This is a genomic window from Gluconacetobacter takamatsuzukensis, from assembly GCF_014174275.1.
Classification (GTDB): Bacteria; Pseudomonadota; Alphaproteobacteria; order Acetobacterales; family Acetobacteraceae; genus Gluconacetobacter; species Gluconacetobacter takamatsuzukensis.
The window spans coordinates 33,267-46,410 of the sequence record NZ_JABEQK010000009.1 but is presented as its reverse complement, the minus strand read 5'-3'; the positions used below and the strand labels follow the sequence as shown (position 1 = coordinate 46,410).

At 69.5% G+C, this 13,144-nt stretch carries 14 protein-coding genes; 8 read left to right on the top strand and 6 right to left on the bottom strand.

Annotation, left to right across the window (positions count from 1 at the left end; all coding sequences use genetic code 11):
- Positions 1–25: 25 nt before the first annotated feature.
- The 5 genes from HLH27_RS12185 to HLH27_RS12165 all read right to left on the bottom strand — a co-directional run bounded on the left by HLH27_RS12185 (position 26) and on the right by HLH27_RS12165 (position 5,567).
- Positions 26–1,294, bottom strand: coding sequence for an AGE family epimerase/isomerase (locus tag HLH27_RS12185; RefSeq protein WP_182950313.1), 1,269 nt, complete (start codon positions 1,292–1,294; stop codon positions 26–28).
- Positions 1,287–2,147, bottom strand: coding sequence for a glucose 1-dehydrogenase (locus tag HLH27_RS12180; RefSeq protein ID WP_182950312.1), 861 nt, complete (start codon positions 2,145–2,147; stop codon positions 1,287–1,289). Before HLH27_RS12180 ends, HLH27_RS12185 begins: the two co-directional genes overlap by 8 nt.
- Positions 2,148–2,328: 181 nt before the next feature.
- Entirely contained in the window at positions 2,329–3,477 is a 1,149-nt protein-coding gene (locus HLH27_RS12175; RefSeq protein ID WP_182950311.1) for a GNAT family N-acetyltransferase, read from the bottom strand.
- Positions 3,478–3,494: 17 nt separating this feature from the next.
- Positions 3,495–3,959: a RidA family protein gene (locus tag HLH27_RS12170; RefSeq protein WP_182950310.1), complete on the bottom strand. Its 465-nt coding sequence runs from the start codon at positions 3,957–3,959 to the stop codon at positions 3,495–3,497.
- A gap of 36 nt (positions 3,960–3,995) precedes the next feature.
- Positions 3,996–5,567: a TSCPD domain-containing protein gene (locus HLH27_RS12165; RefSeq protein WP_182950309.1), complete on the bottom strand. Its 1,572-nt coding sequence runs from the start codon at positions 5,565–5,567 to the stop codon at positions 3,996–3,998.
- 187 nt (positions 5,568–5,754) lie between these two features.
- Between HLH27_RS12165 and HLH27_RS12160 the strand changes: the two genes are divergently transcribed.
- From HLH27_RS12160 to HLH27_RS12130, 7 genes are all read left to right on the top strand, one after another.
- Positions 5,755–6,123: an NADH-ubiquinone oxidoreductase subunit NDUFA12 family protein gene (locus tag HLH27_RS12160; protein ID WP_182950308.1), complete on the top strand. Its 369-nt coding sequence runs from the start codon at positions 5,755–5,757 to the stop codon at positions 6,121–6,123.
- A gap of 175 nt (positions 6,124–6,298) precedes the next feature.
- On the top strand, positions 6,299–6,850 hold the full coding sequence (gene mlaD, locus HLH27_RS12155) for an outer membrane lipid asymmetry maintenance protein MlaD (protein WP_182950307.1): 552 nt from the start codon (positions 6,299–6,301) through the stop codon (positions 6,848–6,850).
- Positions 6,847–7,071, top strand: coding sequence for a hypothetical protein (locus tag HLH27_RS12150; RefSeq protein ID WP_182950306.1), 225 nt, complete (start codon positions 6,847–6,849; stop codon positions 7,069–7,071). Before mlaD ends, HLH27_RS12150 begins: the two co-directional genes overlap by 4 nt.
- Positions 7,068–8,003, top strand: a complete 936-nt coding sequence (locus tag HLH27_RS17240) for a DUF2155 domain-containing protein (RefSeq protein WP_182950424.1) — start codon at positions 7,068–7,070, stop codon at positions 8,001–8,003. Before HLH27_RS12150 ends, HLH27_RS17240 begins: the two co-directional genes overlap by 4 nt.
- An 82-nt stretch (positions 8,004–8,085) precedes the next feature.
- Entirely contained in the window at positions 8,086–8,844 is a 759-nt protein-coding gene (otsB, locus tag HLH27_RS12140) for a trehalose-phosphatase (protein WP_182950305.1), read from the top strand.
- A complete protein-coding gene (locus HLH27_RS12135; protein WP_182950304.1) occupies positions 8,832–10,196 on the top strand; it encodes an alpha,alpha-trehalose-phosphate synthase (UDP-forming) in 1,365 nt (454 codons plus the stop codon). The genes otsB and HLH27_RS12135 overlap by 13 nt, the downstream gene beginning before the upstream one ends.
- Before the next feature lie 17 nt (positions 10,197–10,213).
- Positions 10,214–10,705: a disulfide bond formation protein B gene (locus HLH27_RS12130; RefSeq protein ID WP_182950303.1), complete on the top strand. Its 492-nt coding sequence runs from the start codon at positions 10,214–10,216 to the stop codon at positions 10,703–10,705.
- Here the strand turns inward: HLH27_RS12130 and HLH27_RS12125 are convergent.
- Complete coding sequence (locus HLH27_RS12125; protein WP_182950302.1) at positions 10,659–10,835, bottom strand: DUF1328 domain-containing protein; 177 nt, start codon at positions 10,833–10,835, stop codon at positions 10,659–10,661. The two genes, HLH27_RS12130 and HLH27_RS12125, sit on opposite strands and share 47 nt — an antisense overlap.
- Before the next feature lie 215 nt (positions 10,836–11,050).
- Between HLH27_RS12125 and HLH27_RS12120 the strand changes: the two genes are divergently transcribed.
- Complete coding sequence (locus tag HLH27_RS12120) at positions 11,051–13,093, top strand: NAD(+) synthase (RefSeq protein WP_338029903.1); 2,043 nt, start codon at positions 11,051–11,053, stop codon at positions 13,091–13,093.
- Positions 13,094–13,144: the final 51 nt, after the last annotated feature.

Here is a 13,144-nt window from a genome sequence, read left to right as displayed (position 1 = left end):
GGGCCGGCTGGCCCGGCCGCGTGCTTCAAGCATCCAGGATCGCGACCGCCGTTGCGAAGCTGGGCGCGAGGGGCAGGAGCGGGGTCAGGGTGGCCTGCCAGGCGTGGTAGAGATCGGCCTTGCCCGCATAGACCACCGAAGAGGGACGATTGTTCCGGTCCAGTTCCTGCACCCAGCCGCCCTGGCGGCGGTCGATCATGTGCAGGTCGATATAGTCCCAGATCGTGCGGTACCATTGTTCGTAGACCGCGTGGCCCGTGCGTTTCAGCAGGGCGGCGGCGGCCGTCAGGGCCTCCGCCTGGCACCAGTGGGGACGGTTGTGCACGACCGGGTCCAGGGACCAGTCGACCGTATAGAGCAGGCCCGGGGCACCATCGCGCGCCCAGCCGGCCTCGATACCCCGATGAAAAAGCCCGATAGCGTCTTCCAGCAGCCATGACGGCGCGGTGCCGCTCTCGCGCAGCAGGGCGGCTTCCAGCTTCAGCATCAGGTGCGACCATTCGACGAAATGGCCCGGGGTCATGCCGTAGGGGCGCAGGTCATCGGTGGGTTTGTCCTTGTGGAAATCCTTCAGGATCGTCCAGTCGGGCGCGAAATGCTCGGGCACCGCGTAGGCGGCGTTGCGGGCATAGGTGTGGATGAAGCGCTCGGCGATCCTGAGGGCGCGGTGGCGCCAGAGCGGGCGGCCGGTGACGTCGGCCACCGCCATGCAGGCCTCCACGGAGTGCATGTTCGCGTTCGCGCCGCGATAGGCTTCCCCGTCCGTCCAGTCTTCCGCGAAGCTCTCGCGGAAGACGCCTTCTTCCTCGCTCCAGAAATATCGGTCCCATATGGCGAGCGCGTCGTCCAGCAGGCCGTCCGCGCCCGGGATGTGCTGCCGGACCGCCGAGGAGGCGGCGAGGGCCACGAAGGCGTGCAGGTAGGCCTGCTTGCGGCCGCCCCCCGGCCTTTTGCCGTCCTGTTCGGCGCCTTCGAACCAGCCGCCATGCTTCTGGTCGCGCAGCGGGCCCAGCAGGCTGGCGACGCCGTGGGCCGCCAGGGGGGCGCATCCGGGGAGGCCGCGGCCGGATGCGACCGCGTAGACGTGGGTCATCCGCGCCGTCAGGATCGTGTCGGCCGGTTTGCCCGGTACCAGCCGGCCATCGTCGCCCAGGGGGGCGAACCCCGCATCGACCCGCGACGGTTTGGAGAAATCCAGCAGGCGCTGGCCCTGGAGATCGAGCCAGCGACGATGGGTGGCCGCGCGCAGCCAGCTCGAAGCCGGCAGCATCAGCGAGGGAAGCGGTTCAGCCATTGACGATCATGCCGCCATTGACGTGGACGGTCTGGCCCGTGACATAGGACGCGTCCTGCGAGGCCAGGTAGACATAGGCCGGCCCCAGTTCGCTCGGCTGGCCGATCCGGCCCAGCGGCGTTTTCTTGCCCAGGTCGGCCACTGCCTGCGGATCGACCGGTCCCCAGCTTGCGGGTTGCAGCGGGGTCCAGACCGGGCCGGGGGCGACGGCGTTGACCCGGATTTCCTTTTCGGCAAGTTGCAGGGCCAGTGCGCGGGTGAAGCCCATTTCGGCCGCCTTGGTGGTGGAATAGGCGACCAGGGATGTGTTGCCGGCGAAGGCGTTGATCGACGAGGTGTTGATGATGGCGCTGCCCTTGCCCAGGTGGGGCAGGGCCGCGCGCACGATGTAGAAATAGCCGTTGATGTTCACGTCCATATGGCGCTGCCAGACCGCGTTGGTGATGTCGGTCAGGTCTTCGCTGACATATTGGACGCCGGCATTGTTCACCACGATGTCCAGCCCGCCGAAAGCGGCGACGGTGCGGGCGACCGCGTCGTCGCAGACCGTGCTGTCGGATACGTCGCCCGCGATGGCCAGGCCTTTTACGCCTTCGGCTTCCACCAGGCGGATCGTTTCCTGCGCGTCTTCGGTTTCTTCCAGGTAAAGAATGGCGACATCCGCGCCTTCGCGCGCGAAATGCAGGGCGGCGGCGCGACCGATGCCGCTGTCGCCGCCGGTGATCAGCGCCCGGCGGCCCTGCAATTTGCCGCTGCCGCGATAATCGGCGCGGATATGTTCCGCCTGCGGGACCAGCAGGCGCTCGATGCCCGGTTGATGGTCCTGGCTCTGGGGTGGAATGGTCTGGGACATGAGGGTGGCTCCTGCGGAAAATCGTGGACTGGCAGGTAACGGTTTCCCCTCCGGCAACCGCCGCCTCCCGTTGCAAACACGTCGGGGGCGGGAAGCGTTGCCTAAACTCTTGTTCAGGTTGCTTGCCTGTTTCTTAATTTTGGGAGAGTCAGGCGTTCTTTTTTGAAAAAAAGAAGCGCCTTCACTCCGCGCGATACGGCGACTGCGCATCCAGTTCCGCCATTTCGTGCAGCATGGCCTCGCGCTCATGGACCACGAAATCGGCCACGGCGCGGCGCAGGCCGGCATGGGCGATCCAGTGGGCGGAATAGGTGGGGGTGGGGCGGTAGCCGCGCTGGATCTTGTGCTGGCCCTGGGCCCCGGCTTCGACCCGGCGCAGCCCGTGGGCGATGGCGAAATCGATGGCGCGGTAATAGCACAGCTCGAAATGCAGGAACGGATAGTCGCCGTCGCAGCCCCAGTTGCGGCCGTAGAGCGTATCGGTGCCCATCAGGTTGAGCGCGCCCGCCACGGGGGTGCCGTCGCGTTCGGCCAGCATCAGCACCACCCGGTCGCCCAGCCGGCCCGACAGCAGGGGGAAGAATTCGGGCGTGAGATAGGCGCTGCCCCATTTGCGGTCGACGGTCGCGGTGTAGAACCGGTAGAAATGCGCCCACAGGTCGGGGGTGATCGCGCGGCCCTGCACGGTGCGGAAGGTGAGGCCGCACTGGTTGGCGTCGCGGCGTTCGCGCTTCAGGGCCTTGCGCTTGCGCGAGGCGAGGGTGGCCAGGAAATCGTCGAAATCGGCATAGCCGCCATTGTCCCAGTGGAACTGGACGCCCAGCCGTTGCAGCCAGCCAGATTCGCCCAGCAGCGCGTATTCGTCCTCGGTGCAGAAGGTGACGTGGACCGAGGAGACGCTCAGTTCGTCGCCCGCCTGGCGGAGGGCGCCGGCCAAGGCCTGGCGCAGGGCCGGCCTGTCCGCCACGTCGTCGCGCACCAGCAGGCGGGGGCCGGGTACCGGCGAGAACGGCACCGCGACCTGCAATTTGGGATAATAGTCGCCGCCCGCCTGCTCCAGCGCGCGGGCCCAGGACTGGTCGAAGACATATTCGCCGTAGGAATGCGACTTGCCGTACATCGGGGCGGCTGCCAGCAGGCGGCCGGCGGCGTCGCGGATGGCGGCATGCTGGGGCAGCCAGCCGGTGCGCGGGCCCGTCGACCCGCTATCTTCCAGCGCCGAGAGAAAGGCGTGGCTGACGAACGGATTGTCGGGACCGGCGCAGGCATCCCACTCCGTCGCCGGAATCTCGGCGATGGCGGGATGCAGGCTGAGGGTCAGGGCGGTCATGTCCGTGCCGCCCTGGGTCAGGCGATCTCGAACAGGCCTTCGACCTCGACGGCGGCGTCGAGCGGCAGGGAGGGGACGCCGATGGTCGAGCGCGCGTGCAGGCCGGCATCGCCGAAGATCGCGACCGCGAGGTCGGACGCGCCGTTCATGACCGTGGCGTGCTGGGTGAAGCTGGGTACGCAGGAGATGAAACCGCCGAGGCGCACCACGCGGCGCACCCGCGACAGGTCGCCCACCGCCGCGCGGACCTGGGCGATGACGTTGATCATGGCGTAGCGGGCGGCCTCGACCCCGACCTCGACCGCCACGTCGGCGCCGAGCTTGCCGGTGGCGAACAGCTTGCCGTCGAGCAGCGGCAACTGGCCGGAGACGACCAGCAGCGACCCGCTGAGCACGGTGGCGACATAGGTTGCGACGGGGGCGGGCGGCACGGGCAGGATGATGCCGTGCCGGTCGAGACGGGTTTCGGGGGTGTCGGTCATGAACTGGGCTCCTTGTCCGAAACGGGCGGCCTGTCCTCAGCCGACCAGGCGAAGTCTGCCGCGCCGGGTGCTATTGTCCCCTTTCGTCTCGGGGAAATCCAGCGGCAGCATCGGCGACGGGATGTCGGTCAGGTCGTCCTGATGGGGCGCGTCGGGCAGCTTGTGGCCCAGATACGCATCCGACAAGGCCCGGAACGCATAATCCAGCATCGAGGTCGCGTACGAGGCGACCGGATCGCCCTCGACCGTGCCGGCGGGGCCGAAGCGGGTATAGGCGAAGGCATCGACATATTCGTTCAGCGGGGCGCCGTATTGCAGGCCGATGCTGACGGCCTGGCCCAGCGCGTCGAGCAGGCCGCGCGTCATCGGCCCTTCGCGCGCCGGGGTGATCGTGACCTCGCCCAGCGATCCGTCCTCATATTCCGCCGTGCGCAGGAACAGGCGGTGACCGCCGACGCTGGCCTTCTGCGTGAAGCCGCCGTGACGGGCCGGCAGGTGGCGCCGCACCCCGCGATCGAGCGCCAGCCGGGCGCGCAGGGTCGGCATGGCGGTCGGGTCCGGGCGGGCCGGCATGCGGTCGACGAAGCCCGCCAGCGCGCGGTGCATGGCCTTGTGGGCCTCGATATCCGGCAGGGGCAGCACGCTTTCGCCCGCCAGGGCGGCGGCGAAGGCGGCCTCGGGCGTCAGGCCGCGGGCCGTCAGGCGCGACAGGGTGCTGGCGGCCAGCCGCCCGTCGGGCCGCAGGGGCGAGAAGATGGGGGCGAGGCCGCAGGCTTCCACCCCCAGCAGCGCGTCGATCGGGCCGGGTGCGGAAAAACCGGTCTCGATCCGCGACAGGGGGGTGTCGGTTTCGACCGCCGCGTCGCGCCAGACGGCGCGCGCGGTTTCCGCAAGGCCCGGCACGGTGCTGCGGGCGGGGGGAAGCAGCAGGGTTTCGGCCCCGCAGCCCGCATGGGCGACCGAGGTGGCCAGCGAGGCGAGGCTGCATGCCACGTCGCGGCCCGCGTCGCTGTCGTAATCGAGCCCCAGCGCCGCCAGACAGGCATCGAGATTGGTCAGCAGCAGGTCGCCCGCCACCGGTGCCGGGCCGATCGGCGGGGCCTCGGCGGCGGCCTTGGCCTTTCGCGCGCGGGGTGCGGGCGTGGGGGCGAGGTCGGGGAAGGGGAGCTCGCCATTGCGGAGCGCCGCCTTGCGTTCGGCCACGTCGCGCAGCACCTGGCAGAGCAGGCGCAGGGCGGCCACGAAATCCTCGGCCAGGAAGCCGCTGCCCGGTTGCACAAAGCCGGCCAGGTTGACGATGAAGCCGGGCCGCCGGTCGTGCTGGCCGGTCCACAGGGACTCGGTCGGGGCTGCCTGGCGCAGCATCAGCAGGCAGGAAAGCGACCTGCCCTGCGTGGCCAGGGGGCCCACCGCCACGTCGTCGACCCAGCGCGCGGCCTCGGTCGCCAGACGGGCCGCACCACGGCCGGGGGCCAGGCGCGCCAGGGCTGCCGCGGCCTCGTCGTCCCAGTCGGCGGGCAGGGTGACGGCGCGGGGGGCGTCGTCCGGGTCCGCGGCGGCCTGCGTGGTACGCATGCGCACGCCGTTCCAGTGGCTTCGGGCTGTCATGGCATTCACTCTAGGCCCGCTTCGGGACGGGGCGGAAGCCGTATATGGTGGGTCCCGGACTATACAGACCACTGTATATTGTGGATATGGGGGATAAGTCGGGGGGTTCCCGATCCCGGAGTTGTGAACGGGCGAGTCGCGCCGCAGCGGGTGGACCGGTCGCCGGAAAGAGAGTTATCCTCGGCGCATGGCAAATCTCGGCACCCGCATCTACACCAGGTTCAAGGGTCGGCTGGTCGGCAAGGATGCCGATGGCCGATGCTATTACGAGGCGCGCACCGCGAATCGTACCGGTGGCGGCCTGACGCGGCATGAGCGCTGGGTCATCTACCACAAGGGCGAGGACGCGTCGGTCGTGCCGCCCGAATGGTGGGGGTGGCTGCACCATGTCGACGAGGCGCCCCTGCCCGAGAGCGCGCGCCAGCCGTGGCAGATCCCGTATCCGGGCAACCGGACCGGGACGGTGGATGCCTATCACCCCCCCGGAAGCGATTATCGCGGCGGGCGCCGTGCCGCCTCGACCAGCGATTACGAGGCCTGGGTTCCCGAAGGGTGAAACGGCGGGCGGAACCTGTTAGGGTCCGCCGAGGGGCCGGCTGAAAACTGTCCGTAGCTGAGTCGGGAGCGGCCCTGGTGGCCGTGAGGACCGGGGGCCGAAAGGCGCATCGGTGCTGTCGGCGGCTTGCGTTTTCAGGCAGTCTCCGTGCTGTGAGATGGGGAACAGAGTCAGAATGGTCAGTGCGGTTGCAGGCCGGATGAGCCGGAATTCGGCCGAACTCGCCGCCGGGTGCGGGGTTCTTGTACTGCTGGGGGGGCTTCTGGCCCTTGCCGTGGTCGACAAGGGGCGCCGGCATGAAACCGGCTATCGGCTGCATGCGTCCTTTGCCCATATCGACGGGCTTGCCGTCGGGTCCGATGTGCGGCTGGCCGGGGTAACGGTAGGGCAGGTAGTCGACGAGCGGGTCAATCCGTCCGATTTCAAGGCGCAGGTGACATTTACCGTCCGGCCCGATGTCCGGCTGCCGACCGACAGCGCGGCCATCATCACCAGCGACAGCCTGCTGGGCGGCAAATATGTCGCCCTGTCGCCGGGGGGCAACGACGCGATGCTGCGGCCCGGCGGGGCGATCACCGAGACGCAGGGTGCGATCAGCCTGGAGCAGTTGCTCAGCCGCTTCATCTTCTCGGTGACGGATACGATGACCAAGGCCAACCAGCAGCGCGCGAACCCGGGAAGCGCGCCGCCCCCGGGCAACCATTCCGGAGGAAGCGACCTGCCATGAGCGAGGCCGCCCTTCCGCCGCCGCCCGCGATTTGGCGCCAGTCCGACGGCAGCCCGGTTTCGTGCCAGGACAAGATTCGGGTGCTGACCGAGAATTATACAGAGCTTTGCGAGGTCATGCGCGACACGTTCGAGGATGCGGTGCTGATCGGCGTCGACGAGGAGGCCATGCGGCACCTGATCATGGAGGTCGCGGCCGCGCTGCGAAGCCCGAGATCGTGAGGAGCCGCGACCGGCGCCTGTCCCGCCCGGCATCGTGCCGGGCGGTGGCTTTCCATGTGCCCGTGGCCGCCGTGCTGGCGCTGGCGGCGTGGGGCGGTCCCGCCCGGGCGCAGCAGATTGTGGCGCCGCCCGCGATCTATCCCACCGATACCTGGCAGGGGCGCAGCGTGGCGACCGTGCGGGTGCTGGACACGCTGGATTCCAGCGTCCAGGTGCTGACCATTCCCGTGGGGCAGGATGCGACCTTCAGGGCGCTGACGATCCATGTCGGCGCGTGCCGCGACCGGCCGGCGACGCTGACGCCCGATGCGGCGGGGTGGCTGGCGGTGCGCGACACGCGGCAGGAGGGCCCCGGCTTTAACGGATGGATGCTGGCGGGCGAGCCGTTTCTGGGCGTGTTTCAGGACCCGGTCTATGCCGTGCGCCTGATCGGCTGCGCGGGCGACATGGTGGCGCCGGTGCCGCCGCCGCTGGCGGCCCTGGCGGCGGGAGCCGCCGGGCCGGGCGATCGGGCGGCGGGCGTGCAGGTGCCGGTTCCGCAAGGGGTGGGTCCGCAGGGAGCGGGGTCGCAGGGGGTGGGTGCCCCGGCTGCGACACCGTCGGGGCCGCAGCCGCTGCCGTTGATCGTGCCGCCGGGTGGCCAGCCTGCCGCCATGCCCCCGGCGCCGGCAGCAGCGCGCCCCGTGCCGCCCCCCGGCGGGGCGCCGCTTTCGCTCTCGCCACCCGACGAGTCCGGGCCTGTGGCGGTACCACCCCCGCCGCCTGCCGCACCCGCGCCGCCGGTGGCGACGGGGCGGCCGATGCCGCTGCCGCCGCCGGTTCCCTTCGGGGCCGACGGTACGGCCGGGCCATCGCGCTCGCCGCCCGCGTCGGTGGCCGTGCCGGCGTCGCAGGCCCAGCCGGGCCAGCCGCAATCCCTCCTGCCCCCCTGACGGGGGTGGGAGGCAACCTGTCCCGCCGATACCGGTTCGGGATGAATGACATGCCTTCGGTCCCAAGGAGTCCAGAATGCCCATGAGCCCGACGGATTATGCCGGCCCGGCCGGCCGGTTCATGCCTCCGCCCGCCGAGGCGGCCTTTTTGCTGGATTTCGACGGTACGCTCGTCGATATCGCGCCGACGCCGGAAGCGGTGGTCGTCTCCCCCGGTTTGCCCGACGTGCTGCGGCGGCTGCGGGCGAAGTGCGGCGATGCGCTGGCGGTGATTTCGGGCCGTGCGGTGGACCAGATCGATCATTTTCTCGGCGACGTGCCCTTTGCCGTGGCGGGCGAGCATGGGCTGGCGGTGCGGCACCGGCCGGACGGGCCGATCGTGCGGACCGAGCAGCCCCCGATGCCGTCGACCTGGCTGCCGGCCGCCGAGGCGCTGGCGGCGCAGCATCCCGGCGTGCGGATCGAGCGCAAGCCGGCGGGCTTCGTGCTGCATTACCGTGCCGCGCCCGAGGTGGCGGACATTCTGCGCGAGGCCGCGGAATCGTGGGTGGCGTCGACCCATGGGCGCTTTCATGTCCAGATGGCCAAGATGGCGTGGGAAATCCGGCCCCATGGGGTGGACAAGGGCCATGCGGTGGCGGCGCTGATGCAGTCGCCGCCCTTTGCCGGGCGGCATCCGATCTTTGTCGGTGACGATGTGACGGACGAGGACGGGATCCGCGCGGCCGAGGCGCTGGGGGGGGCGGGGTTCCGCATCCCGCGGGATTTCCCCGATCCTGCCGCCTTCCGGGCATGGCTGGCCACGCTGGCGGCGGGAGGGGACGATTCATGGGGCGTCTGATTATCGTATCGAACCGGGTGCCTTCGCCGCGCGAACGCCTGCAACCGGCGGGCGGCCTGACCGTGGGGCTGAAGGACGCGCTGCGCGGTGGCTCCTCGCTATGGTTCGGCTGGTCGGGGAACCAGTCGGAATTCGAGGGCGACCCCGTCACGGGCATGGATGAGGTCGATGGCGTGACCTATGCCACGATCGACCTGACGGCGCGCCAGCATGAGGGATTCTACCAGAATTTCTCGAACGGCATCCTGTGGCCGCTGTTTCATTACCGTGTCGGGCTGATGAGCTATTCCCGCCGCGACTGGCAGACCTATCTGGAGGTCAATGCCATGTTCGCGCGCAGCCTGCGCGCGCTGTTGCGGCCGGACGATGTGATTTGGGTCCATGACTATCACCTGTTTCCGCTGGGCCAGGCGCTGCGCGACCTGGGGGTGACGGGGCGGATCGGGTTCTTCCTGCATATTCCCGTCCCGCCCTGGAGCCTTGTGCGCTCGATGCCGGGGGCGCGGCTGCTGCTGGAAGACATGCAGGCCTACGACCTGATCGGGGTGCAGACCGAGGAGGACGCGGACAATCTGAACCATGCCTTCCGCCTGAACGGGCTGACCGAGCGGGCGCGGGCCTTTCCGATCGGGATCGATCCGCATGAATTCCGCGAGCAGGCGGAGGCCAGCGTCCGGCGCGAGGAGGCCGACCGCCTGCGCGCCAGCCTGCGCGGGACGGCGCTGATCCTGGGGGTGGACCGGCTGGATTATTCCAAGGGCCTGCCGGAACGCTTCAGGGGGTACGAGGCCTTCATGGCCCGTTATCCCGAGCATCGGGGCAAGGTGTCGTTCCTGCAGGTCGCGCCGGTATCGCGCGGGGATGTCGAGGAATATCGCCAGCTTCGGCATCAGCTCGACGAGCTGACGGGGCGGATCAACGGGGCCTATGCCGAATTCGACTGGACGCCGATCCGCTACCTGACGCGGCCGGTGGCCCGCGACATCCTGGCCGGGTTCTATCGCATGGCCGATGTGGCGCTGATCACGCCGCTGCGCGACGGGATGAACCTGGTGGCGAAGGAATATGTCGCGGCGCAGGACGCGGCCGACCCCGGGGTGCTGGTCCTGTCGCATTTCGCGGGCGCGGCCCCGGAAATGGACGAGGCGGTGCTGGTCAATCCGTACGATGCCGACGAGATTGCCGATGCGCTGCACCAGGCGCTGACCATGGGGCTGGAGGAACGCCAGCGGCGCTGGACGCATCTGGACGAGGATGTGCGCCGGACCACGGCGGGCTTCTGGGCGCGGGACTTCCTGCAGGCGCTGGACGAGGCGCCGCCGGTGGGGGCGACCCCGGTCGCGACGTCGTGACGCGGCGGGGCGCCGGCATGGGACGCGGCCCCGGCATCGTCCTGGCGGCGGCCGGGCTGGCGGCCCTGGGGATTGCGGCCTGGGTCGAGCATGGGCTGGGCGAGGTGCCGTGCGGGCTGTGCCTGTGGGAGCGCTGGCCCTGGCGCGTGCTGGCGGTGCTGGGCCTGCTCGCCGCCCTGATGCGGGGGCAGGGGGCCCGGGCCATGCTGTGGCTGGGCATTCCGGTCATGCTGGCGGCCTGTGGCCTGTCGGCGGTGCATGTGGGGGTGGAGCAGGGCTGGTGGCCCAGCCCGCTGCCGGAATGCCGGGCGCCGGTGTTTCATGCCGGTACCTTTGCCGAGCGTCTGGCCGCCATGCCGCTGCGCCCGTCGAAACCGTGCGACGCGCCGACCTATCTGGTCGGCGCGCTGCCGCTGTCCATGGCCGCGATGGACGGGCTTTACGCGGCCTGTGTGCTGGCGGTCATAGCGTACTGCCTCTCCCGCGGCCGAAGACCAGGCCGACGATGAACAGCACGAGGAAGATGAAGAACAGGATCTTGCCGATATAGGCGAAGTCGGCCGCGAATCCGCCGAAGCCGAGGGCCGCCGACAGGAGGGCCAGGACGAGGAAGATCAGCGTCCAGCGTAAGAGATCCATCGGGATATCCTCCGATTCATGTGTCTGGACCGGGTGGTCCGTCATGGCTTCAATAGCTGGCCGTCCCCAGGGTTGCGTTTTCGGGGGCGGATTCCTGCGCTGCGACCTGTTATGGCGCGGTTGTGATGGGCCTTCGGGCCATGCGTGCCCGATGGGGCGATTTCCTGTCCGTGCCCGTGTCGGGGCCGGACTTCCAGCAGGCGGGTGACAGGATCGTGCCGGATTTCCGCTCTCTCTATCGCCAGGGTTTCGCACGGGTGGCGGGGTGTACGCTGCCGGTGGCGCTGGCCGACCCGGCGGCCAACGTCGCGCGGATGGCCGACATGGTGCGCGCGTGCGATGCGCAGGGCGTGGCGCTGGCGGTCTTTCCCGAACTGGGCGTGTCGGGCTACGCGATCGACGATCTGCGCCAGCAGGATGTGCTGCTGGACGCCGTGGGAAGCGCGCTGGCGGCCCTGGCGGAGGCGACCGCCGGGATGATGCCGGTGGTGGTGGCGGGTGCGCCGCTGCGGCATGGCGATGCGCTGTACAATTGCGCCGTGGTGCTGCATCGCGGGACCGTGCTGGGCGTGGTGCCCAAGAGCTATCTGCCGAATTACCGCGAATTCTACGAGGCGCGGCATTTCGTGGCCGGGGCGGGTGTACGCGGCCAGACGATCCATGTCGCGGGACAGACGGCGCCCTTCGGTACCGACCTGCTGTTCGAGGCCGAGGATCTGCCCGGGTTCGTGATCGCCGTCGAGATCTGCGAGGATGTGTGGGTGCCCGCGCCCCCCAGCACGGATGCGGCGCTGGCGGGCGCCACGGTGATCGCCAACCTGTCGGCCAGCGACATCACGGTCGGCAAGGCCGACCAGCGCGACCTGCTCTGCCGCTCGCAATCGATGCGTGCGCTGTGTGCCTATGTCTATGCGGCGGCGGGGGAAGGGGAATCGACCACCGACCTGGCCTGGGACGGGCAGGTTGCGATTTATGAAAACGGTGCGCTGCTGGCGGAGACAATGCGGTTTCCGCAGGGTCCGCACCGGGCGGTGGCGGATGTGGACCTGGACCTGCTGCGGCAGGAACGGGCCCGCATGGGGACGTTCGCCGATTGCCGCGCCGCGCGGCAGGGCGGGGCATGGCGGCGGATCGGCTTTGCGCTGGCGCCCCCGCCGGGCGATCTGGGCCTGTTGCGCCGGGTCGAGCGCTTTCCCTTCGTGCCCAGCGACCCGGCGCGGCTGGAGCAGGATTGCTTCGAGGCCTGGACGATCCAGGTTTCGGCGCTGAAGCAGCGGCTGCAGGCCACCAGGGCGCGCCGCATGGTCATCGGCGTATCCGGCGGGCTGGATTCCACCCAGGCGCTGCTGGTGGCGATCCGGGCCGCCGACGAACTGGGGCTGGGGCGCGATGCGGTGCTGGCCTATACCATGCCCGGCTTCGGGACCAGCCCCGGCACCCAGTCCAACGCCATGGCGCTGATGCGCGCGCTGGGGGTTGCGGCGGCCGAGCTGGATATCCGCCCCACCGCGCGGATGATGCTGGAGCAGATGGGCCACCCCTTTGCCAGTGGCGTGCCGCAATACGACGTGACGTTCGAGAACGTGCAGGCCGGGCTGCGGACCGACTTCCTGTTCCGGCTGGCCAACCAGCATGGCGGCATCGTGATCGGCACCGGCGATCTGTCGGAGCTGGCGCTGGGCTGGTGCACCTATGGCGTCGGCGACCAGATGTCGCACTACAACGTCAATGCGGGGCTGCCCAAGACGCTGATCCAGCATCTGATCCGCTGGGTCGTTTCTTCGCACCGGGTGGAGGACGAGGCCGCGCGGGTGCTGGAGGCGATCCTGGAGACCGAGATTTCGCCGGAACTGATCCCGGCCGGTGCGGACCAGGCCCTGCAGAGCACCGAGGAGAAGATCGGGCCTTACGCGTTGCAGGATTTTACGCTGTACCATGTGCTGCGCCATGGGTTCCGGCCCTCGCGCATTGCCTATCTGGCCGAGATCGCCTGGCGCGATCCGGCGGTGGGGGACTGGCCCCCGGGCTTTCCGGCGGATCGGCGGGTGGCCTATGACCTGCCCGCCATCCGGCATTGGCTGTCGGTCTTCCTCAGCCGTTTTTTCGGGTTCAGCCAGTTCAAGCGTTCGGCGGTGCCCAATGGGCCGAAAGTGGTGGCAGGGGGCGCGTTGTCGCCGCGTGGCGACTGGCGGGCGCCTTCGGACGGGAATGCGCGGCTTTGGCTGGATGAGCTGGAGCGGAATGTGCCGCGGAAGTGATAGGGGCTTCTTTTTCTGAAGAAAAAGAAGCAAAAGGACTTTTATTCGTTT